24 protein-coding genes and 1 other annotated feature (1 of these 25 cut by a window edge) are annotated in these 22,445 nt (G+C 52.1%); of the genes, 1 reads left to right on the top strand and 23 read right to left on the bottom strand.

Annotated elements, in window-relative coordinates:
• Nucleotides 1-28: a sequence feature (ribosomal protein L10 leader region), on the bottom strand; it reaches 126 nt to the left of the window's first position.
• Nucleotides 29-96: 68 nt separating this feature from the next.
• The 15 genes from rplA to NSS64_RS32070 all read right to left on the bottom strand — a co-directional run bounded on the left by rplA (nt 97) and on the right by NSS64_RS32070 (nt 11,673).
• The gene (rplA, locus tag NSS64_RS32140; protein WP_340946731.1) at nt 97-789 is read right to left on the bottom strand and encodes a 50S ribosomal protein L1; all 693 of its coding nucleotides are present in this window, start codon (nt 787-789) and stop codon (nt 97-99) included.
• Nucleotides 790-870: 81 nt separating this feature from the next.
• Entirely contained in the window at nt 871-1,296 is a 426-nt protein-coding gene (rplK, locus tag NSS64_RS32135) for a 50S ribosomal protein L11 (protein ID WP_019908208.1), read from the bottom strand.
• A 75-nt stretch (nt 1,297-1,371) separates the two neighbouring features.
• Complete coding sequence (gene nusG, locus NSS64_RS32130; RefSeq protein WP_020427084.1) at nt 1,372-1,905, bottom strand: transcription termination/antitermination protein NusG; 534 nt, start codon at nt 1,903-1,905, stop codon at nt 1,372-1,374.
• Nucleotides 1,906-1,926: 21 nt separating this feature from the next.
• Nucleotides 1,927-2,118 carry a preprotein translocase subunit SecE gene (secE, locus tag NSS64_RS32125; RefSeq protein ID WP_036692354.1) on the bottom strand — a complete coding sequence of 64 codons (192 nt, stop codon included), beginning with the start codon at nt 2,116-2,118 and terminating at the stop codon, nt 1,927-1,929.
• A 21-nt stretch (nt 2,119-2,139) separates the two neighbouring features.
• On the bottom strand, nt 2,140-2,289 hold the full coding sequence (gene rpmG, locus NSS64_RS32120; protein ID WP_074086515.1) for a 50S ribosomal protein L33: 150 nt from the start codon (nt 2,287-2,289) through the stop codon (nt 2,140-2,142).
• A gap of 362 nt (nt 2,290-2,651) precedes the next feature.
• Entirely contained in the window at nt 2,652-3,296 is a 645-nt protein-coding gene (sigH, locus tag NSS64_RS32115; protein WP_036692348.1) for an RNA polymerase sporulation sigma factor SigH, read from the bottom strand.
• Between the two features lie 161 nt (nt 3,297-3,457).
• Nucleotides 3,458-3,979, bottom strand: coding sequence for an NYN domain-containing protein (locus NSS64_RS32110; RefSeq protein ID WP_036692346.1), 522 nt, complete (start codon nt 3,977-3,979; stop codon nt 3,458-3,460).
• Between the two features lie 2 nt (nt 3,980-3,981).
• Nucleotides 3,982-4,743 (bottom strand): 23S rRNA (guanosine(2251)-2'-O)-methyltransferase RlmB, encoded by a 762-nt coding sequence (gene rlmB, locus NSS64_RS32105; RefSeq protein ID WP_076081731.1) that lies wholly within the window; start codon nt 4,741-4,743, stop codon nt 3,982-3,984.
• A 24-nt stretch (nt 4,744-4,767) separates the two neighbouring features.
• Nucleotides 4,768-5,205, bottom strand: a complete 438-nt coding sequence (locus tag NSS64_RS32100) for a Mini-ribonuclease 3 (protein ID WP_340946729.1) — start codon at nt 5,203-5,205, stop codon at nt 4,768-4,770.
• The gene (cysS, locus tag NSS64_RS32095) at nt 5,202-6,608 is read right to left on the bottom strand and encodes a cysteine--tRNA ligase (RefSeq protein WP_340946726.1); all 1,407 of its coding nucleotides are present in this window, start codon (nt 6,606-6,608) and stop codon (nt 5,202-5,204) included. The genes NSS64_RS32100 and cysS overlap by 4 nt, the downstream gene beginning before the upstream one ends.
• 51 nt (nt 6,609-6,659) lie before the next feature.
• Nucleotides 6,660-7,352, bottom strand: a complete 693-nt coding sequence (gene cysE / locus NSS64_RS32090; protein WP_076081729.1) for a serine O-acetyltransferase — start codon at nt 7,350-7,352, stop codon at nt 6,660-6,662.
• 426 nt (nt 7,353-7,778) lie between these two features.
• On the bottom strand, nt 7,779-9,242 hold the full coding sequence (gltX, locus tag NSS64_RS32085; protein WP_340946724.1) for a glutamate--tRNA ligase: 1,464 nt from the start codon (nt 9,240-9,242) through the stop codon (nt 7,779-7,781).
• Nucleotides 9,243-9,300: 58 nt separating this feature from the next.
• Entirely contained in the window at nt 9,301-9,789 is a 489-nt protein-coding gene (gene ispF / locus NSS64_RS32080) for a 2-C-methyl-D-erythritol 2,4-cyclodiphosphate synthase (RefSeq protein ID WP_076081728.1), read from the bottom strand.
• Complete coding sequence (gene ispD / locus NSS64_RS32075; protein WP_340946722.1) at nt 9,786-10,484, bottom strand: 2-C-methyl-D-erythritol 4-phosphate cytidylyltransferase; 699 nt, start codon at nt 10,482-10,484, stop codon at nt 9,786-9,788. Before ispD ends, ispF begins: the two co-directional genes overlap by 4 nt.
• 100 nt (nt 10,485-10,584) lie before the next feature.
• Nucleotides 10,585-11,673, bottom strand: coding sequence for a PIN/TRAM domain-containing protein (locus NSS64_RS32070; protein WP_340946720.1), 1,089 nt, complete (start codon nt 11,671-11,673; stop codon nt 10,585-10,587).
• A 209-nt stretch (nt 11,674-11,882) separates the two neighbouring features.
• On the opposite strand from NSS64_RS32070, the gene NSS64_RS32065 reads away from it, so the two are divergent.
• The gene (locus NSS64_RS32065) at nt 11,883-12,278 is read left to right on the top strand and encodes a hypothetical protein (RefSeq protein ID WP_036692322.1); all 396 of its coding nucleotides are present in this window, start codon (nt 11,883-11,885) and stop codon (nt 12,276-12,278) included.
• 170 nt (nt 12,279-12,448) lie between these two features.
• Here NSS64_RS32065 and pssA read toward each other — a convergent pair whose 3' ends face one another.
• From pssA to NSS64_RS32025, 8 genes are all read right to left on the bottom strand, one after another.
• Entirely contained in the window at nt 12,449-13,186 is a 738-nt protein-coding gene (pssA, locus tag NSS64_RS32060) for a CDP-diacylglycerol--serine O-phosphatidyltransferase (RefSeq protein WP_340946718.1), read from the bottom strand.
• A 64-nt stretch (nt 13,187-13,250) separates the two neighbouring features.
• On the bottom strand, nt 13,251-14,327 hold the full coding sequence (disA, locus tag NSS64_RS32055) for a DNA integrity scanning diadenylate cyclase DisA (RefSeq protein WP_340946715.1): 1,077 nt from the start codon (nt 14,325-14,327) through the stop codon (nt 13,251-13,253).
• Nucleotides 14,328-14,340: 13 nt separating this feature from the next.
• Complete coding sequence (radA, locus tag NSS64_RS32050) at nt 14,341-15,708, bottom strand: DNA repair protein RadA (protein WP_036692317.1); 1,368 nt, start codon at nt 15,706-15,708, stop codon at nt 14,341-14,343.
• Nucleotides 15,709-15,925: 217 nt separating this feature from the next.
• Nucleotides 15,926-18,394: an ATP-dependent protease ATP-binding subunit ClpC gene (gene clpC / locus NSS64_RS32045; protein ID WP_340946714.1), complete on the bottom strand. Its 2,469-nt coding sequence runs from the start codon at nt 18,392-18,394 to the stop codon at nt 15,926-15,928.
• 37 nt (nt 18,395-18,431) lie between these two features.
• On the bottom strand, nt 18,432-19,496 hold the full coding sequence (locus NSS64_RS32040) for a protein arginine kinase (protein WP_341142731.1): 1,065 nt from the start codon (nt 19,494-19,496) through the stop codon (nt 18,432-18,434).
• A 29-nt stretch (nt 19,497-19,525) separates the two neighbouring features.
• On the bottom strand, nt 19,526-20,047 hold the full coding sequence (locus tag NSS64_RS32035; RefSeq protein WP_076081723.1) for a UvrB/UvrC motif-containing protein: 522 nt from the start codon (nt 20,045-20,047) through the stop codon (nt 19,526-19,528).
• A gap of 30 nt (nt 20,048-20,077) precedes the next feature.
• Nucleotides 20,078-20,539 (bottom strand): CtsR family transcriptional regulator, encoded by a 462-nt coding sequence (locus NSS64_RS32030; RefSeq protein ID WP_036721901.1) that lies wholly within the window; start codon nt 20,537-20,539, stop codon nt 20,078-20,080.
• A gap of 362 nt (nt 20,540-20,901) precedes the next feature.
• Nucleotides 20,902-22,074: a GNAT family N-acetyltransferase gene (locus NSS64_RS32025; RefSeq protein ID WP_341142730.1), complete on the bottom strand. Its 1,173-nt coding sequence runs from the start codon at nt 22,072-22,074 to the stop codon at nt 20,902-20,904.
• Nucleotides 22,075-22,445: the final 371 nt, after the last annotated feature.

Raw genomic sequence — 22,445 nt, 5'->3', positions numbered from 1 at the left:
CTGTCTACGGTAAGCATATTCACATTTAAGAATGATCACCTTAATGTTCACAACTGTTATAGATTATCAAAGATAACTCTAGGAGTCAACCTTTAATTATCTGAAAGCAGCTGCATTCACACGAGCGCTAGGTCCCATTGTGGACGAAATAGCGATGCCTTTAAGGTATACACCTTTGGCAGCAGCCGGTTTCGCACGGTTCAGAGCGTCCATAAGAGCTTTAAGGTTCTCGTTCAGTTGTTCAGCGTTGAAAGACACTTTGCCGATTGGCGCGTGAATTTGGCCCGCTTTGTCAAGACGGTATTCGATCTTACCGGCTTTGATTTCTTGAACAGCCTTGGTAACGTCGAAAGTAACTGTACCTGCTTTAGGGTTAGGCATGAGGCCTTTACCACCGAGCAGACGACCCAGTTTACCGACTTCACTCATCATATCAGGTGTAGCTACGCAGACATCGAATTCGAACCAGCCCTGTTGAATCTTGTTGATCATGTCAGCATCACCAACAAAATCAGCGCCAGCCGCTTCCGCTTCCTTCGCTTTTTCACCTTTTGCAAATACAAGCACGCGTTGTGTTTTGCCTGTGCCGTGAGGCAGGACAACAACACCACGAACTGCCTGGTCTTGTTTACGCGGGTCTACACCCAGACGAACTGCTGCTTCAACGGTTTCGTCGAATTTGGCAGTTGCTGCCTTTTTCACAAGCTCTACAGCTTCTGAAGGCTCGTAAGTCGCTTCGCTGTTGATCAGCTTAGCAGATTCCATGTATTTCTTACCATGTTTAGCCATGAAAATGTTCCTCCTTTGTGGTGTTAGCGGAAATTCCTCCCACATATTGCGGTCATGAATGACCGGTTCATCGAATACATATTAGTCTTCGATTGTAATTCCCATACTGCGGGCAGTACCTTCAACCATACGCATTGCAGCTTCAACAGATGCAGCGTTCAGATCGGGCATTTTGGTTTCAGCGATTTCACGAACCGCTGCGCGGCCCAGCTTCGCTACTTTTTTCTTGTTTGGTTCACCGGAGCCTTTTTCTACTTTTGCAGCGATGCGAAGCAGAACAGCAGCCGGAGGAGTTTTGGTGATGAAGGTAAACGAACGGTCTTCAAATACTGTAATTTCAACCGGGATGATCAGACCAGCCTGGTCGGCAGTACGAGCGTTGAATTCCTTACAGAATGCCATGATGTTGACACCCGCTTGACCTAACGCCGGACCTACTGGAGGCGCTGGATTCGCTTTCCCTGCAGGAATCTGCAGTTTCACCATTTTAATAACTTTTTTAGCCATGAGTGACACCTCCTTGCGTAAATAGTGGTATTCGAATGCTAAACAGCATTCTCCCACAAGAAACCCTTGTGCTTGTTATATCTTCTCCACTTGAGTGAAATCCAACTCCAGCGGGGTTTCCCGTCCAAACATGTTGACATGTACCTTGATCTTGCTTTTGTCTGCCAAAATTTCTTCCACGGAGCCCACAAAATTCGCAAATGGACCGACCATAATACGTACGGATTCCTTAATTTCGAAATCAATCTTCGCTTTAGGTTCAACCATGCCCATATGCTTCAGAATCTGTTCAACCTCTTCGGGTAGCAGAGCGGTAGGCTTAGAGCCCGAACCAGTTGAACCGACAAATCCGGTAACGCCCGGCGTATTGCGGACAACATACCAAGAATCATCAGTCTGAACCATTTCGACCAAAACGTAACCAGGGTAAACTTTGCGCATGACAGTTTTTTTCTTGCCATCCTTGTTTACCAGCTCTTCTTCCATAGGAACAAGAACGCGGAATATTTTGTCTTCCATGCCCATGGACTCAACGCGTTTTTCCAAATTGGCCTTGACCTTATTCTCATACCCGGAATAGGTATGAACAACGTACCATCTTTTTTCCATATCAAGCCACCTGGGACCTCTCTAAATAATCGCTTCAATCACAGCGGAAATACCGATGTCCAGAACCCAGAAGTAAAGCGAAATAACTACAATTGTACCGAGAACGATCAATGTATAGTTCTTCAGTTCTTTACGGCTAGGCCAGCGAACCTTTTTGAGTTCACTCCAGCTCTCAGTGAAAAAGGAAAACAAAGACTTGAAACTACGTTTCACGCCGACTACACCTCCAAAAGACTATCTGGTTTCGCGATGAGGAGTTTGCTCGTTACAGAACTTGCAAAATTTCTTCATCTCCAAGCGGTCGGGGTGATTTCGCTTGTTTTTGGTTGTTGCATAGTTTCTTTGTTTGCAACTTGTACAAGCCAAAGTGATAATTACCCGCATGATGTGCACCTCCCGAAGACGTACTTCTAATCATCAAATTAGAAGACGTAGATATTGATTCAAAAAAAAGCCGCGAATTTAGGCCTACCTAAAACACTTTAGCATAATATCAATGTCTGTGTCAACGAAAGTTTCCCCCATCGCACTGGGTAATTCCGGGTGCTGTAGCCTTATGCCATAAGTCATCTTTGATCCTGCTTCTTCTTTTACCGCTAGCTGTCTTCCATAATCATTATGCTGCAATTCGCTTGTGTATAAACCTGCCATCCTCCGACGCTTCACCCATCGCAAGTTCGCCGTATCCAAATCTAGCGGACACTAAAAAAAGACTCGAGTCCCGAGCCTTCCTAGTCATTATATCATTAATTGTCACGCACTTCCAGATATCTTTCCAATTTACGTTTCACTCGCTGCAAGGCATTGTCAATGGACTTCACATGCCGCTTCAAATCCTCGGCAATCTCCTGATAGGACCGTCCGTCCAGATAGAGCATCAGAACCTTGCGCTCCAGATCACTCAGAATCTCGGCCATCTTATCTTCCAGTCCGATGAACTCCTCCTGGTTGATAATCAGCTCTTCCGGGTCCAGCACCTGACTTCCGCATATCACATCCATCAATGTCCGGTCGGAGTCCTCATCATAGATGGGCTTGTCTAACGAGACATATGAATTAAGCGGAATATGCTTCTGGCGGGTAGCGGTCTTAATGGCGGTTATAATCTGACGGGTGATGCACAGCTCGGCAAAGGCCTTGAAGGATGACAGCTTGTCACCCTTGAAGTCACGGATGGCCTTGTATAAGCCAATCATGCCTTCCTGCACAATATCTTCACGATCTGCCCCGATCAAAAAATAGGAACGGGCCTTGGCACGCACAAAATTACGGTACTTGTTAATTAAATGCTCCAATGCGCCACTGTCGCCACCACGGAAGATCTCGACAATTTCTTCATCACTTATGAAATCATACTCGGACAGCATTAATTCCTTGAGGTCGACACTCACCAAGAATCCCCCCGGCTGCAACGCAAGACACATCGTTACTTCTCGAAATATAGGAACAGTATATATTATGTTACCTTACACCGTCAACCGGATTTGTCCAAAAACAATCTTCAATAACATATTATGTCATTTTATCGTGAGGGGCAACTCCTATTTCTGTCCTATTGTCTGCGCCAGTCCTCCAGCCGTTTACGCGTCTCCGGCGGCAGCTTGTCTTCCAGCGAGTGACGGGTCCCGCTCACGCTTCCCGGCTCGATCGCCTTCTTCACCTGCTTCTGGTTCTCCTCAATCTCAAGCCTCAGTTCCCTGGCTGAAATCCGGAGTGCGCCCTGGGCAAAAACGACATGCTGCTCCACAAAATCACTGGTGGCTACCGAGATCTGTCTGCGGCGGTGCGTGAATTCCCCAACCAGCCGTTCGATGCATTCATCTGCCGTTTCCTTCTCCTTGGTGAAGAAGACCTGGATCTTCCCTTGTTCAAACGACCTGCCCAGTCCCGGCACACGGTAGGCATCGAATACGGCAATGACGCGCAGCCCGGAGAATGCCTGATAATCGGCCAGCATATCGAGCAGCCGGTCGCGTGCCCCCTGCATACCGGTCTGCGACAATGCCGCAAGCTCCGGCCAGCCGCCGATCATGTTGTATCCGTCCACGAGCAGGATATCGCGCCAGTCTGCCATAGTTATCCCTGTTCTTGGCGGCGGCGGAGTACCTCGTACATGATTACACCCGCTGCCACCGAAGCATTCAGAGAGTTGATCCTTCCGGCCATCGGCAGCTTAAGCAGCACATCGCATTTCTCACGGATCAGACGGCCCATCCCCTTGTTCTCATTGCCGATCACCACTGCTACCGGCCCGGTGACAATATCAGATCCGAACAGATTCTGATCGGTATCCACATCCGTGCCGACTACCCAGACTCCCAGCTCCTTCAGCCGGTCAATGGTCTGTCCAAGATTCGTTACGCGGGCCACAGGCACATATTCGACTGCACCAGCCGAGGTCTTGGATACGGTAGCTGTAATCTGCGCAGAGCGGCGCTTCGGCACAATGACTCCGTGCACCCCTGTGCAGTCAGCCGTACGCAGGATAGACCCGAGGTTATGCGGATCTTCAATTTCGTCCAGCAGGAGCAGAAACGGCGGTTCTCCCTTAGCTTCAGCTATCGCCAGAATATCAGCAACCTCTGTATAGGCAAAAGGCGCCGCTTGCGCAACCACTCCCTGATGCTGGACGCCCGGTGCGAGCTGATCCAGCTTGCGCTTGTCCACATGCTGAATGACAATACCCGCCTTGCGCGCTTCGGCAACGATAGGTGCGGTCAGGTGCTTTTGCGCGGTCTCAGCGATCCAGATTTTGTTGAGTGTCCGTCCCGCTCTAAGGGCTTCAAGCACCGAATGCTTGCCTGCCAGTATTTCCTCTTCAGTTCTCAATTCTTCCATTGTTTTATCTCCTGTTCTATATACTCACTTGGGGCGGTGCATCATATATTCGATACTGCTGTGAACAAGCTCCTGGATTCTCGTCTGCTGTCCTGTGTAATATAAATAGCCGATCATGCATTCAAAAGCAGTGGCGTGGCGGTATTCCAGCACATCCGCATTTTTGGGAATGCTGCCGGATTTGGCATTGCGTCCCCTTCTGACCACATCCTTCTCATCCTCGGTGAGCACCGGGTCCAGATAAGCAAGAATGTTGCTCTGAGCTCTCGCGGAGACCAGTCCTGTCGCCGACCGGTGCAGATGCTGGGGGCGCAAATTAGGCAGCGAGATCAGATACTGCCGGACTGCAACTTCGTAGATAGCGTCACCTGCATAAGCCAGGACGATAGGAGGCAGCAGATGGGCCGGCTTAGAGGGTTCATACGGGAACCAGGCGCGGTTCAGATCAAACAGCCCGTTCATTTGCGCCGCCACCGCATTCCCTGTGGAGTATCTTCCAGCAGAATTCCCAGCGCATTCAGCTCATCGCGGATTTCATCCGACCGGCTCCAGTTCTTGTTCTTGCGCGCTTCCGCACGCTCTGCAATCAGGCGTTCCACCTCTTCGCTTGCCACTTCTTCCTCAGCCTCTACCGTGAGGCGAAGCACCGCATTCATCTCCGCAAAAGCCTTCAGCAGCGCGGCAAAGTCCGCCGGATTCGCCTCAGGAGCAGCAAGCGTAAGGTTCGCCAGGCTCACCCAGTCGAACACCGCCGTAATAGCGTCCGGTGTATTGAAATCATCCTGCATCCGCGCATGGAAGTTGCTCAGGGTAGCGGCCAGCCGCTCCGTAACCTGCGGACTTGCTTCACCCTCTGCCCCCTCTGCTGCCAGTTCAAGGCGATGCTTCACATTGCCTTCAGCCAGAGCGATCCGCTCTACGCTTTTCTCGGCAGACAGCAGTGCTTCCTCGGTGAAGTTCAGCGGATTGCGGTAATGGCTGGACAGCATGAAGTAACGGATAGCCCCCTGCTTGAAGCGCGCGCGGATATCCTTCACGAGGAGGCCATTCCCCAGCGACTTTGACATTTTCTCGTCACCGATATTCAGAAAAGCATTATGCATCCAGTAATTCGACAGCGGTTGACCCGTCAGCGCTTCGGTCTGGGCACATTCGCATTCATGATGCGGGAATTTCAAATCCTCTCCGCCGCCGTGAATATCGATTGTTGTACCCAAATATTCACGCACCATCGCCGAGCATTCAATATGCCAGCCTGGACGGCCCTCTCCCCATGGACTGGACCAGTGCACTTCGCCCGGCTTGGCTGCCTTCCAGAGTACGAAATCCTCCTGGTTCTCCTTGCGCGAATCCACCTCGACACGGATACCGAAGCGCAGCTCCTCCAGATTCTGGCGGGACAGCTTGCCGTAGTTGGCAAATTTGCCGGTACGGTAATACACATCTCCGCCGTTCTCATACGCGTAGCCCTTGTCTTCAAGCTCCTTAATGAATTCGATAATCGTGTCCATGCTCTCCGTAACGCGCGGATTCATCGTCGCCGGCTTCACGCCCAGCCCGGCCAGATCCTCCTGGTAGGCGGCAATGAACATTTCGGCAACCTCGGCTACGGTGATGTTCAGCTCCTCCGCCTTGCGGATCATTTTATCATCCACATCGGTGAAATTTGTCAGATAGCGGACTTCATTACCAAGCGCCTCCAGGTAGTTGCGCACCATGTCAAAAACAATGACCGGTCTTGCATTCCCGATATGCATATAGCCGTAGACCGTGGGTCCGCAGACGTACATCTTCACCTTATCCGGCTCCTGCGGTACAAATTCTTCCTTCGTGCGCGTCATTGTGTTGTAAATGTGCAAAGCCATTCTTGTCCCAACCCTTTCTATTGTCCCCGGATTTCTGAAATGCCGGTACGCTTAAATTTCATAATCGCCGATATATTGCTGGCTTTCGAGCCGCCGCTGTTCCTTCTTCTGCTTATCTTCAGCACCCATCTGTTCTCTTAGCTCCTCGATCTCCTTCTGCAGGAATTTGAGGGAATCGACCAGCGGGTCAGGCATCTTGGTATGATCCAGCCGGTCGGATACACGTTCGCCGTTACGCTTGACTACACGCCCGGGATTGCCGACTACCGTGCTGTTGTTAGGCACTTCACGCAGCACGACTGCGTTAGAGCCGATATTAGAATTATCGCCGATCCGGAAGGAACCCAGTACTTTGGCGCCAGAGCCAATGACTACATTGTTGCCGACGGTAGGGTGACGCTTGCCCTTCTCTTTGCCGGTTCCCCCAAGTGTAACGCCCTGATAGATAATAACATCATCGCCAATCTCGCAGGTCTCACCAATGACAATACCCATTCCGTGGTCAATAAACAACCGGCTGCCGATGACCGCGCCCGGATGAATCTCCACTCCCGTCATGAACCGGCTGATCTGCGAGACCATGCGTGCCAGGGTAAACCAGCGGCGTTTGTAAAAAGAGTGGGCCATCCGGTGTGCCCAGATCGCATGAAGCCCGGCGTAGGTGAAGACGACCTCGAACCTGCTGCGGGCAGCGGGATCATTGTCGAATACTGCCCGAATGTCCGACTTAATATGCTTAAACATCGCGGTTCCCCTCTTCTTTGAGATGCACATTCTCTTATATTTCAACAAAAAACGCCCCTGCAGCATGATAGCTGCAGAGACGTTTAACCGCGGTCCCACTCTGCTAGAACATTCTTATATGCCAGAGCTGTTAAACTTCGCAGCCGCTGTATCCGGTGTTCCTCTTGGTGTCTGTAACGGCGACAGCCCGGCACAGTCTACAGCCCCGCACAGGGACATTCAACCATGCAGCTCACAGGTGCATCTTCAGCGGCAGACAAATGAATAACTCCCAGCCTGCAAGGGCATTCGCCCTTAAGCGGTTATTCTCTCTGGCAATTGCCCTTATACGCCTACTTTTCCTGATCCCAGCTATTCTTATATTCTTCTATCTTAGCGAAAACCCGCAGAACTGACAAGTGTCTTCTACCCTCGCCTGTCCCTGCCCTAAGCGCCTTTGATTTGTGATTTCAGGCGTTCAATCACCCGGCTGCGGCCGAGCAGCGCAATCGTTGCATTCAAGTCACGGCCATGCATCTGTCCGGTAAGAGCGACACGAATCGGCATAAACAGCGCTTTGCCTTTGTGTCCGGTCTCCTTCTGCACTTCCTTGATCAGAACAGCCATATGGGAAGCGCTGAAATCTTCGGCAGCCTCCACTTTGGCCAGAAATGCGGACAGCACTTCAGGAACCTGGGCTTCGGCAAGCACCCCTGCCGCTTCGGTCTCCAGCTCCAGGTGGCTGCGGAAGAACAGCTCGGAGAGGGCGACAATATCCGACGCGGCTGTCATTTGCTCCTGGTACAGCGCAACCAGGCTCTCCGCCCAGCTCTGCTGCTCCTCACTGAGTACCTCAGGCAAGCGGCCCGCCTTCTGCAAATGAGGAATGGCGAGTGCCGCGATCCGCTTAGGATCGGCATGCTTGATATAGTGATTGTTCAGATGAGCCAGCTTGTTCGTATCGAACACTGCCGGGCTCTTCGACAGGCGGTCCGCCGTAAAGATCGAGATCAGCTCTTCTTTGGTGAAGATCTCCTCTTCGCCCTCAGGCGACCAGCCCAGCAGGGTGATGAAGTTGAATAGAGCTTCCGGCAGGTAGCCCAGCTGATCGTACTGTTCAATAAACTGAATGATCGATTCATTCCGTTTGCTCAGCTTCTTATGGTCATCGCCGACAATCAGCGTCATATGCCCGAAGAGCGGAGCTTCCCAGCCCAGTGCCTCATAAATCATGAGCTGGCGCGGGGTATTGGAGATATGATCTTCTCCGCGCAGCACATGGGAGATAGCCATCAGATGGTCGTCCACCGCTACAGCGAAGTTATAGGTCGGAATACCGTCCTTCTTCACGATGACGAAGTCGCCCATTTCTTTGCTGTTGAACGAAATGCTGCCTTTTACGATATCATTGAAGGTATAAGTGCGGTCTTCCGGAACAAGGAAACGGATGCTGGCCACGCGTCCCTCTGCCTCAAAGGCCAGCCGCTGCTCCTCGGTCAGATTACGGTGTTTGCCGGAATAACGCGGGGTTTCGCCGCGTGCCGTCTGCTCCTCGCGTTCAGCCTCCAGCTCTTCCTCTGTGCAATAGCAGCGGTAAGCCAGGCCGCGGTCCAGCAGATCCTGCCAGTAGACACGGTACAGATCCAGACGTTCAGTCTGGCGGTAAGGCCCGTATTCGCCGCCTACATCCACGCTTTCATCCCAATCGATTCCCAGCCACTTCAAATACTTCAGCTGGCTCTCTTCACCTTCTGCAATGTTGCGCTTAAGATCCGTATCTTCGATCCGGATAATGAATTTGCCGCCCAGATTGCGGGCGAACAGATAGTTAAACAAGGCTGTTCTGGCATTTCCGATATGTAAATGTCCCGTAGGGCTCGGTGCGTAACGCACCCGAACTTGATCCGCCATGGGTTTCCCTCCGCTTCATATTGGTTGAAATCAGGCCTTTACTTGCGCTAAAGCCATCTCACGATGATATCACATCTTGCAGCAGACAGACAATAGATTGAGCGGCAATTCCCTCTCCGCGCCCCGCGAAGCCCAGCTGCTCAGTCGTTGTTGCTTTTACATTCACCTTCGATACGTCAGCGTTCAGCGTGCGGGCAATAATCTCCGTCATCTGCGGAATATAAGGTGCCATCTTCGGTTGTTGCGCGATGATGGTTGAATCGATATTCCCCAGCCGGTATCCGCGCTCACGTGCAAGTGCCCATACCTGCTCCAGCAGCTTCAGGCTGTCTGCATCCTTGAAGGCCGGATCGGTATCTGGAAAATGTCTGCCGATATCCCCAAGACCCAGCGCTCCCAGTATAGCGTCGCTTACAGCATGCAGCAGCACATCCGCATCGGAATGCCCCAGCAGCCCCTTCTCATAAGGAATCGTTACTCCGCCGATAATACACGGCCTTCCCTCGACCAGCTGGTGTACGTCAAATCCTTGTCCTACAGCAATCATCTGTGTTCCTCTCCCCTGCTTCTTACTGTGAATTCAGCGAAATCCAAGTCCTCCGGCGTCGTGATCTTAATATTCATGTAGCTTCCTTCTACAACTGACACGGTAATGCCGCTGCGTTCCGCCAGACTGGAATCATCTGTCCCGAGAAAACCGTCCCGCTCTGCCTCCTCATAGGCGGACAGCAGATCGGACAAACGAAAAGTCTGCGGGGTCTGAATCGCCCACAGACTTCGCCGATCCGGCGTTGACAGCACCTTGCCTTCACTGTCGACCTGCTTGATCGTATCCTTAACCGGTACTGCAAGCACCGACGCTCCGGCTGACTTCGCACGCTCGTAGCAAGCTTCTATCTCGCTGTCCTGTACGAACGGCCTTACCCCGTCATGAACCATGACCCAATGGGTCTTAAGTTCATCCAGTCCGCGGCGTACCGAATGCTGGCGCTCCGTTCCCCCGGGAATGACCGCAGCCACTTTATCCAGCTTGAAGGCTTGTACCCACTGCTTACAGCGCTGCACATCCTCTTCCCCGGTGACAAGCACAATCTCGGAGATCAGCTTATGCCGCTGGAATACCTCCAGGGTATGCACGAGTATCGGCTTGCCCTGCAGCAGCAAATATTGCTTGCTCTCTGCCGTTCCCATCCGGGTTCCTCTGCCTGCCGCTACGATAACGACGCCAACACTGTTTGACATGCTTTCGGCTCCTGTCTTTCTTTCACGTATACTCCCATCATAACGTGTTTGGCTGGCATTTCCAAGCCCGAAAGGGTGCTGCCGGAGAGGTGGGCTGAACTTATTGTGCTTTTTCCAGAAGCTTCGGTTTGGCAAAAATCATCCGTCCTGCCGATGTCTGCAGCACGCTCGTCACCAGAACCTCCATCGTAGTGCCGATATAATCCCGGCCGCCCTCCACCACAATCATCGTGCCATCGTCCAGATAGGCTACGCCTTGTCCATGTTCTTTGCCGTCCTTAATCACCTGAACAATGATCTCTTCGCCCGGCAGAACCACCGGCTTCACTGCATTCGCCAAGTCATTAATATTCAGCACCGACACTCCCTGTAGCTCGCATACCTTGTTAAGATTAAAGTCGTTGGTGACGACCTTGCCGTGCAGTACTTTCGCCAGCTTGACCAGCTTGCTGTCCACTTCTGAGATCTCCTCGAAATCCCCTTCATAGATCAGCACCTTAACGTCCAGCTCTTTCTGAATCTTATTCAGAATATCAAGCCCTCTGCGTCCACGGTTACGCTTCAGCAGATCCGATGAATCCGCAATATGCTGCAGCTCCTCCAGCACGAACTCAGGAATAACAATCGTGCCTTCGATGAAGCCCGTTTTACAGATGTCAGCAATCCTCCCGTCAATAATCACGCTGGTATCGAGAATTTTATGCTCCTGAGTTCCACGCTCCTCCGGTTCAGCAGAGCGTGCCCAGCGTCCGGTATTCCAGAGCGAAGCCAGCTCCTCCTGCTTCTCCAGCCCGATCCGCAGGCCCATATAGCCCAGAGCAAGCGTGGCAGCTACCTGCAGCAGCTCCCCTGCTTTACCCAGCCAGGACATAGCGGGATACAGCAGCAGAGACAGCAGCAGACCTCCCGTAAGCCCTGCTGCGCCTGCAGCAAGCTCATTCATCGGGATACGCGAGCAATACGCAACCATCTCCCGCAGCTTTGAACTTGCCCATTCCGCGCATAAAGTCCCCGCAATCAAAAAAATAATGGCACCCAGCACCGCAAACAAAATGCTTCCTTCCATAGGCAAGCTATCCTCCAGTTTCCCAAGGCCTACCGGGAACCCTCTTTCTGCCGCGTGATATAGCGAATAACCGGACCAGGCTCCACAACACCCGGCAAGTATCAAAACAGACTTTTTCCACATAACCTCGCACCTCCTTTTATTCATCCATCAATCCTCTATACCTCACCAGTATGTTCCAATTTTTAGGACAATAATCCGGGGGCGCGTTATTTTTTCTGCAAGCCCCGAATTTCGTCCGGCTCTGTTGCCGTAAACTGCTATTCCTGGTTGAAAATGAGGGAGGCCCTGGCATATAATGAATTCAATTCGAACCCAGGGGTGAATGGAAAATGAGCGCACCAAGTTTACAGGCCTTCCAGGATCAAGTCTCCGAACTGCTGCTCCGTCACCGTAGTCTTCTGGATGTAATGTCCAAGAACGGACAGAGCAGTGCTTCCGTCAACCGGGCTGTCGTCAAAGCCATTACCGAATGCGGCTGCATTCAGCTGCATGCCACCAAGCAGGTCTTCGAGCCCACTCTAGGCCTTGAGCAAGCCAAGGAGCTTGCCGGAACCCATCTGGCAGGGGAGCTGTGTGAGAACTGCCGGGAGGTCATTGGCTCCGAGCTGGGCCGCGAGCTGTTCTACATGTCTGCACTCTGCAATTTGCTTGCTATCAATATGGACGAGGTTGTCGCCAAGGAATCGCAGAAATGCGCAACACTCGGGTTGTTCAACTTGTCCTGAGCAGACCGTCCGCGCTCTCCTTCATCCATTCCGCCAGCTCCGGGGGAACCGTATTCCGTATACTCCCCTTCCCGCAGGCAGCAAAAAGGCATTGCACTCTCCTGATATTCAGGAAAGGCAATGCCTTTTGTATATAGCGGTCTATGAATGAAATAAGTTCTGAAGAAGGGCTAACCGTTCTTGGAATGATATACCTTATCCTCCGAGCGTCTTCTGCGGCGGCGTTGCCGGCGGACCTTAAACAGCCCTAAGCTCTGTCTGAAGCCATATAAGGCGTACAGCGCCAGAAGTCCAAAGATCAGCTTGGCAATTTGTTCAGGGAAGACCACCGCAACAGCTACAGCGATCACGATAACTACAGGTGCGCCTATAACCGCTTTTTTGGGAAAACCGATCTTCTTGAAGTTGGGGTACTTGACTGTGCTGACCATCAGATACGACAGCAGCAGGGTAGCCATAATCATGAATGGTGCAGATACATCCTTATGGAAAAGTGCAAGCGTGGCCAGAACCCCGCCCGCAGCAGGAATCGGCAATCCTACGAAATATCCCGGAATCCCCGGGCGGACATTGAACCGGGCCAGACGCAAGGCTCCGAATACAGGGAAGATCGCTGTGATCGTCCACCCCAGTGCAGGGTTCAGCTCCTGCAGACTTGTCAAATACATAATCAGCGCCGGCGCTACTCCGAACGAAACTACATCGGATAGAGAATCCAGCTCCTTGCCGAATTCACTCTCACATTTCAGCGCACGGGCCATCCGGCCATCCAGCCCATCGAGCAGCATCGCGATAATCACCATGATAGCGGCCATGCTCAGCTTGCCGTCAAACGCCATCATGATACCAAACATTCCAAGCATCAGATTACCAATCGTAAAAAGACTTGGAATTGATTTTTGTATCATTTCTTCACCTCAATTTTCCTACTTGTACTGCATGGGACTGCAACATTACGTGATTGTATGGTATTTACATTTGTCTGTCAATAAGAACTTGTTTCTGGAGCCGCTTCAGCCCGTCCTGAATATTGCGTGCGCGGACCTCGCCAATGCCGTCCACTTCATCAAGCTCAGCTATGCTTGCCTTCATCAGGTTAGGCAGCATTCCGAAGCGTTCCACCAAATTGTGGATGATTACATTCGGCAGCCGTGGAATCTTGTTCAGCAGGCGGTAACCACGCGGAGTTACAGCTTCTTCGGAGGAAATGGCTGTTGAGGAATAGCCCAGCAGGCGGGCAATATGGTTGTCATCCATCAGTTCATCATCGCTGCTGCGCTTCAGCCCGGCAATGATCTCACGGATCTTCTCCTCCTGCTCTTCTCTGGCATAGTCTCTGTACAGCAGCCATGCTTCTTCCTCTGTATTTCCAACCAATTCTTCCATCTGCATACTGATCAGCCGGCCTTCATTGCCAAGCTCGTTGATGTAACGCTTAATTTCCATTTTGATTCTCAGCACCATCTCTACGCGCTGGATCACACCGACGACCTCGGCCACCGTCACAATCCCTTCATATTCGGAAGCAGACAGGTTGGTCAGCCCTTGTGTCAGAACGGCTCTGTACTTCTCCAGGGTCTGGATCGCCTGGTTGGCTTTGGCCAGAATCGAACCGATTTCCTTGAGTGCGTAACGGATGGAACCCTGATACAGCGTAATAATATTACGGCGCTGGGAAATGGAAACGACCAGCTTGCCGGTCTGCTTCGCTACCCGTTCTGCCGTCCGGTGCCGGATTCCTGTCTCGATCGAAGAGATGGAGGAATCGGGGATCAGCTGCGTATTGGCGTACAGAATCCGCTTCAGATCCTCGCTCAGAATAATCGCTCCGTCCATTTTGGCCAGCTCGTATAAATAGTTTGGTGAAAAATCGCAGTTAATGGAGAAGCCGCCATCGACAACCTCCATGACCTCCGGACTATATCCGACAACAATCAGTGCCCCGGTCTTCGCGCGAAGCACATTCTCCAGCCCTTCCCGGAAGGGTGTTCCGGGTGCAGCCATTCTAAGCAGATCATTCATATTATCTGATGGATTATATTCTTTCATGTCCCTGTGCCCCCTAATCTAACGCGACCGCTAGTGCCTGTGCTACTGTGCTGACGCCTATAATCTGGATATCCTGCGGATGCTTCCAGCCCTTCAGACTCTTCTCGGGCATAATGACCCGCCGGAAGCCAAGCTTGGCCGCCTCTTTCACCCGCATCTCTGCGCGTGATACCCCTCTCACCTCACCGGTAAGCCCTACCTCCCCGAAAAACACATCATACGGCTTGGTCGGAAAATCACGGAAGCTGGAGGCAATGCTGATAGCGACAGCCAAATCCACCGCCGGCTCATCCAGCTTCACCCCTCCCGCAACGTTGAGGTAAGCGTCCTGATTCTGCAGGAACATGCCCATCCGCTTCTCCAGCACAGCAATGATCAGCGCCATCCGTTGATGATCCATACCTGTGCACATTCTGCGGGGCGAAGGGAAATGTGTCGAAGCCACCAGCGCCTGCAATTCAACAAGAACGGGTCTTGTACCCTCCATGCTGGCTACCACGGCTGACCCGGCCACTCCGAGCGGGCGCTCGGACAGGAACAGCTCCGACGGGTTCTCCACCTCGGTCAGCCCGATTTCCCCCATTTCAAAAATCCCGATCTCATTGGTGGAGCCGAAGCGGTTCTTCACCGCCCGCAGCAGACGGTACGTATGATGGCGCTCCCCTTCAAAATAAAGGACGCAATCCACCATATGCTCCAGCATACGCGGTCCGGCAATAGCGCCTTCCTTGGTTACATGCCCTACAAGCACCGTAGCAATTCCCCGGATCTTGGCGATCCGCATGAATCTTGTCGTACATTCCCGCACCTGTGCTACACTGCCCGGCGCACTGGTTACCTCCGGCATAAATACAGTCTGGATCGAGTCAATGACCAGAAACTGAGGCTGAATCTGCTCAATCGCTTCCTCAATGCTCTCCATGTTCGTCTCACACAGAACGTACAATTCCGCAGACAGCGCTCCGAGGCGGTCGGCCCGCAGCTTGGTCTGCCGCACAGATTCTTCCCCCGAAATATACAGTACGCGCAGCCCTTGTGTAGTCAGGGCATGCGAAGTCTGCAGCAGCAGTGTCGATTTCCCGATTCCGGGGTCGCCTCCGACCAGCACCAGCGAGCCGGGAACGATACCGCCGCCAAGCACGCGGTTAAGCTCACCGATGCCCGTCAGAATACGGGGCTCCTTGTCACTTTCTATATTTATGATCGATTGCGCCTTTTCTTTACTCTGAAAAATAGGTGCATTCATGCCTTGTGTTTTGACTACGCTTTCCGTTTCCTCTACCATCGAGTTCCATTCCTGGCAGCCCGGGCACTTTCCGAACCACTTCGGTGATTCGTAGCCGCATTCGGTACAGAAAAATTTTGTTTTAGGTTTAGCCATGTGCACTCCTTACCGTCCGAACTTGCTAAAATTGCGGATATTTTACTCTTATTCAAAGTTTACCATTTCTACACACTGAACGGAAGGACACTTAAGATCTAGTTTTCATTTGCGTCTTCTTTTGGGCGTGTTAGGGTATGTCTGAAGGGTGGAAACAAATAAAGCTCCCGCCCCTCTATACGGAGGAGCGGGAGCTTTGTTTCATTTTCCGGAGCAATTATTCAGTTTCGACTGTTTTCTCCAGGGAGACCTCGGCCGGTGCTTCAACGGTGGTTACGACCAGTTCGCCGTTCACCTCATCAATGTTCAGGGAATCCCCCTTCTTGATGTTGCCCTTGAGCAGCTCTTCGGAGAGGCGGTCTTCGATATGCTTCTGAATCGCCCGGCGGAGCGGACGTGCACCGAAGGCCGGATCATAGCCCTCTTTGGCCAGGAATGCTTTGGCGCCGTCAGTGAGCAGGAAATCTACATCGTACTCACGCAGACGCTTGCGCAGCTCCTCGGACATCAGAGTCACGATCTCAGCGATATGCTTCTCATCCAGCGAGTGGAAGACAATGATCTCGTCGATCCGGTTCAGGAACTCAGGCCGGAAGCTCTTCTTCAGCTCTTCCATAACCTTGCCCTTCATATTCGTGTAATCGGCGCCTGCATCTTGAACGGCCGTGAAGCCAAGCGTCGAATTCTTCTTGATCGCCTGTGCCCCTACGTTCGAGGTCAGGATGATCAGGGTATTGCGGAAATCGACCACGCGGCCCTTGGAATCGGTCAGACGGCCATCCTCCAGCACCTGCAGCAGAATGTTGAACACTTCAGGGTGGGCCTTTTCGATCTCATCCAGCAGTACAACCGAGTACGGCTTACGGCGCACCTTCTCTGTCAATTGCCCGCCTTCTTCATACCCTACATACCCTGGAGGCGCTCCGACCAGCCGGGAGGTGGAATGCTTCTCCATATACTCCGACATATCGATGCGGATTACCGCATTCTCGTCACCGAACATCGCTTCGGCAAGCGCCCGTGCCAGCTCAGTCTTACCCACCCCGGTAGGTCCGAGGAATATGAAGGAGCCCATCGGACGTTTCGGGTCCTTCAGACCCGCACGCGCCCGGCGGAGTGCCCGGCTGACCGCCTTAACGGCTTCGTCTTGGCCAATTACACGTTCATGCAGCAAGGCTTCCATATTCAGCAGGCGGTCTGTCTCTTCTTCCTTCAGCTTGCTGACCGGAATGCCGGTCCAGCTGGCCACCACCTGTGCGATATCCTCAGGTGTAACCTGGGAATCGGTGCGGCCCTGCTTTTCTTTCCACTGGTTCTTCGTAGTATCCAGCTCTTCACGAATCTTCTGCTCGGTATCGCGAAGTGCAGCAGCCTTCTCGAACTCCTGGCTTTGTACTGCGGAATCCTTCTCCTTGCGGATATCATCCAGACGCATTTCCAGTTCCTTCAGATTCGGCGGGATGGTGTAAGAATTCAGTCTTACCTTAGATCCTGCTTCATCAATCAGGTCAATCGCCTTGTCCGGCAGGAACCGGTCAGGAATGTAGCGGTCAGACAGCTTGACTGCTTCCACAATGGCTTCATCTGTAATCTTCACCCGGTGATGGGCTTCGTACCGGTCACGAAGACCGAACAGAATCTGTACAGCTTCCTCAGGGGAAGGCTGATCCACTGTGATCGGCTGGAAGCGGCGCTCCAGCGCGGCGTCCTTCTCAATATATTTGCGGTATTCATCAAGCGTTGTGGCACCGATGCACTGCAGCTCACCACGGGCGAGGGCAGGCTTCAGGATGTTGGAGGCATCAATCGCGCCTTCCGCACCACCCGCTCCGATCAGCGTATGAAGCTCATCAATGAACAGCACGATGTTGCCAGCCTGGCGAATCTCATCCATGATTTTTTTGAGGCGGTCTTCGAATTCACCGCGGTATTTCGTACCAGCCACTACAGAACCCATATCGAGGGTCATGACACGTTTGTCGCGCAGCGTCTCCGGAATTTCATTGTTGATGATCTTTTGAGCCAGACCTTCGGCAATCGCCGTTTTACCAACCCCAGGTTCACCGATCAGCACCGGATTGTTCTTGGTCCGGCGGCTCAGCACCTGAATGACACGCTCAATTTCCTTGCTGCGGCCGATCACAGGGTCGAGGTTACCGTCCTTGGCATAGGCCGTCAGATCGCGGGCCAGGCCGTCCAGTGTTGGCGTGCTGACGTTAGCCGGAGCTCCGCTGTGGCTGGAGGTGGCTTCACTGCTGCCCAGGAGCTGCAATACCTGCTGGCGGGCCTTGTTCAGGCTAATGCCGAGATTGTTCAGCACACGGGCGGCTACGCCCTCTCCCTCGCGGATCAGACCGAGCAGGATATGCTCTGTTCCCACATACGTGTGACCCAGCTTGCGGGCCTCGTCCATGGACAGCTCGATGACCTTCTTGGCACGAGGAGTATATGCGATGTTGGTCGGTTGTTCCTGACCTCTGCCAATCAGCGTTTCCACTTCATCCTGTATCTTCTCCAGACCCAGACCAAGTCCGATCAATGCCTTAGCGGCAATGCCGTCTCCTTCACGAATCAGTCCGAGTAAAATATGCTCTGTCCCAATGTTGTTGTGTCCCAAACGTACGGCTTCTTCCTGCGCCAGCGCCAGCACCTTTTGTGCGCGTTCCGTAAATCTTCCAAACATCATATCTCCTGCACCTCCACGGATAATAAATATCTATAATTTAATGTTGTGATCCCAGTGTCTCCCGGAGCAGCTTCGCCCGGTACATATCGCGTTCAGTAGGCGACAGCTCGTCGCCGAACAGCTTTTGCAGAAAGCCCGGCTGAGTCTTGACATTCAGCTCATTGAGCACTGAAATCGAAGGCCCTTCCAGAATCCCCAGATCTACACCAAGCCGCAGATCGGAGAGCCGCTGTGCCGATTCTTTAAGTTCCATCACAGCAGCATAGGCCAGAATTCCGTAGGAGCGCTTGATACGGTCCGTAATCCGCAGAGCGGAATCGACCAGCAGGCGTTCGCGGGCGTTGCGTTCATGCTCTATAATCTGGGTGACTACGCTGTGAAGATTCTCAATAATCTCATTTTCGGTCTGTCCGAGCGTAATCTGGTTGGAGATCTGAAAGATATTCCCTACTGCTTCGCTGCCTTCACCGTAAATTCCTCTAACGGTAAGCCCCACCTGATTAACTGCGGACAAAATGCGGTTGATCTGATGCGTCATCACCAAGGCCGGCAGATGCACCATAACCGAGGCTCTCAGCCCTGTTCCCACATTGGTGGGACAGCTTGTTAAGTAGCCTCTGCGGTCATCGAAGGCGTAATTGACAGCAGCCTCGAAAATATCATCGATGGCGGTTGCCCTCACCCAGGCTTCTCTGACCTGCAGCCCCGGGAACAGGCATTGAATGCGGAGATGATCCTCCTCATTAATCATAATGCTGACCGACTCGTCCTCGTTAAGAATGACGGCTCCGCCATTGGATTCATCCGCCAGATTGGGACTGATAAGGTGCTTTTCCACCAGTACTTTTTTGTCCAGCTCACCCAGCTCATCCAGTCTCAGCAGCTCGAAGCTGCCGAAGTCGGCCGAAGCTTCACCCTGAAATACGGGGGCAAGCTGCTCCAGCACCTCCTCCGACTGCTCTCTTGAAGCGAGCAGCGGGAACGGAAGATGCTCCAGATTACGGGCGATACGCATACGGCTGCTGATGACAATCTCCGAATGGCTGCCGCCGCAGCGCATCCAGTCACTCAGTGCTTGTTCGGTAAACCGGAGACTTGACATGCCCGGATCCCTCCTATATATCAAAGACTTTACTCTTGTGGCATTTCTTTTTCAAGCTTGCGGATTCTGTCCCTCAGCTCAGCTGCGGTCTCGAACTCCTCCTGTACAATACTCTGCTGCAATTCCTGCTTCAGCTCATCAATCTGGCGCTTGCACATGATTTGTGCGCCCGCCCGCTTGGGCAGCTTGCCAACATGCGCTGTACTGCCATGCACCCGTCTGAAGAGCGGGTCGAGTGTACTGTCGAAATACTTATAGCAAGAGCTGCAGCCGAACCGTCCCAGCTTGCTGAACTGTGAATAGGTCATGCCGCAGTTTTCACAATGCAGACCCTGCACATTCTGTGCTGCTGTCTTGCTCTTGCCTGCGCCTTCCAGATCCAGGAGACCGGAAAGCAAGCTGTGGATAGAGAAGCCTCCCGCAGTTCCGGGAATCAGTTCACCCTTCTCCCGCGCACAGCTTTCGCAGATATGAAATTCCGTCTTCTCCCCGTTCACAATCTTCGTGAAGTGGAGTGTAGCCGGTTTGACGCCGCATTCCTGGCATAGCATGAGCGGTGTCCCTCCTTACCATTTGACAAATTATTTGCCCAATAAAGAGATTAGCATAGCCTTCATAAGCTTGGCACGAATCTCATCCCGGTACGGCAGATTAACCGTCAGGCATTCCCGGGAAACCGCAGACCGCATCAGACACGCTTCACGTTTGGAGAGGAAACGGGCCTCCTCCAGCTGATAAATCAGCCCTTCGGCAGAATTCTGATCAATATCATTCCCTATCGTGGAGTTCAGATGTGCGTATAAGGCCACATTCTGAGGCAGCTCATAGCGCTGAATGCGGATATATCCGCCGCCGCCGCGTTTGCTCTCCACCACATATCCCTTTTCCAATGTGAACCGTGTGCTGATGACGTAATTGATCTGTGACGGGACACAGGAGAACTGGTCCGCCAGATCATTGCGCTGAATTTCCACCGTACCTTCGGGACTTTCATGCAAAATATTCTTCAGATATTGTTCAATAATATCGGAGATATTACGCATCACTCATCCTCCAGTGTGTAAGCATTGGTTAAATCTGTGCTGCGCCAACGCCTGCCGTCAGAGACATGCTCTTAAGAACTTAACCCGGTCAATGCATTAAGAATCGGCTGCAATAGCCTCTGCACTGCGCTTTTCCTCTAAATGTTACATTCCTGAGAACGATGAACTCCGGCCTGCGTTGACTTTGACTTTCTTTGACTTTTTCATATTATAACATATTCTCACTGAATTCCAAGGGGTTACTCTTATTTTTTACTTTTTGGCTGTATTGTATTCCGGTTGCCTGCTTCGTTCACTGAATTGAGGCGTTATGTATAGGACAGCTCCTCCCTTTCCAAGGGAAGCGGAAGAGCCGTTCTCTGTCAGAAAAAATCGAATAATGCCGTCTCGGCCTGCGGAATCAGCGCTTCAAGCCAAGCCGCCGCCTCAGCAGTCCCGGATAATTGTCCGTACTTTGCCGCTTGAAGCGGACGTTTGTATCCCATCAGCAGCACAGTAAGCGTGCCGATACTGCATTCAAGATCAGCCTCAGACCGCCCGCCCTGAATCCGGGTGAACGTCGCTCCCCCCTGCTCCGACACAGTCCACCGCCATAACCCGTTGTTCCATGACGCTTGCTTATCTTCAATATAAAGCAACCGCTCCCGGTCACCCTCCGGCACATTGAAGGTCATGTTCTCCACAAAAGCCTTAGCATTGACGATACGCGCCATGAAGTATGGATAATTCTCCTGCGTAATCCGTGGATCAGGGAGGAGGAAGGGCAGAATGTCGTCAGCAGGCACCAGCTTCAGCTGTGCAGCCGTAATCATGGAGTCATGATTGGCCAGGAAGGTCCACAAGCCCTGGCGGGCAAGCTCGTTTCCATAGATAAACTCATCTATGACCAGCTCCTGCTGCACTATTTTATACAGCACATAGCCCTCCGGTTCACCCTGCTCAGAATAAAACACACAGGAATGCGCATCGTCATCAAGCACACTTTCCTTCCACCAGGTCTCAGTGCGCTGTAGAGTCCCGTTATACCTCATGGCGAATTGGTCGTACAGCTGCTGGAATACTGCAAGATCCGGGATATCGCGCTTCACGCTGCCCTTAATCTCCGTCTTGTGCGGGAACTTCCCTACCGGAAGAGTATACTTCTTATATTCACAGTAGATCTCCCAGCCGAATTTACGGTAAAAGGGAATCAGGAACGGATGCAAAAAGGACAACGTCTGACCGGCTTCGTTCATCGTCTGGAGCGCATGGGTCAGCAGATGGGCTACATAACCCTGCCGGCGGTTCTCCGGCCAAGTGGCTACACCGGCGATGCCCCCCATAGAAACGGGTCTGCCTTGTATATATACCTGTAACGGAAGAAGCGTCAGCTTCGCACCTATGCTGTCTCCTTCAAAAATCCCCCAGGTTTGTTCCGGTTTGAAGTTCTCCCTGGCGCGTACTCTATCTTCTGCAGAAACCTTATACTTAAAAGCATACTCGGACAAGCTCAGGCTGTCCTCAAATTCTCCGGCACGTAATTGCCTGATTTCCATTCTGTTCCCCCCGTTACATTCCATAAATTAGCTCCAGATATTTGCTTAATAGAGAGTATAACAAGCCAAGCCGCCGGATGCTAATAAAGGCTGACCATCCGTTGCAAAAAGAATAGTTATCCACAGCTTTTGCACAGCAAAGCAAAAAAACCGGAAAGAGTTTCTTTCCGGCTCAAATGAGTTATCCCCGATTACATTTTATCTATCCACAATATTCACTTTTTATCCACAAAACCGGTGTATTACTTATGTTTTCGCTTGACTCATCCACAATATTGTGCGTGATTCTCCCATGATCCGGGGATCATTCTGTTCCTGTAAAGGTATCCACATGTGTGCAACTTTTTTGTACTTACTGAAATCTATCCACA

Source organism: Paenibacillus sp. FSL H8-0122 (genome assembly GCF_038005345.1).
Lineage (GTDB): Bacteria > Bacillota > Bacilli > Paenibacillales > Paenibacillaceae > Paenibacillus_AQ.
Note: the sequence above shows the minus strand (reverse complement) of the source record. Positions and strands in the feature narration are given on the sequence as shown.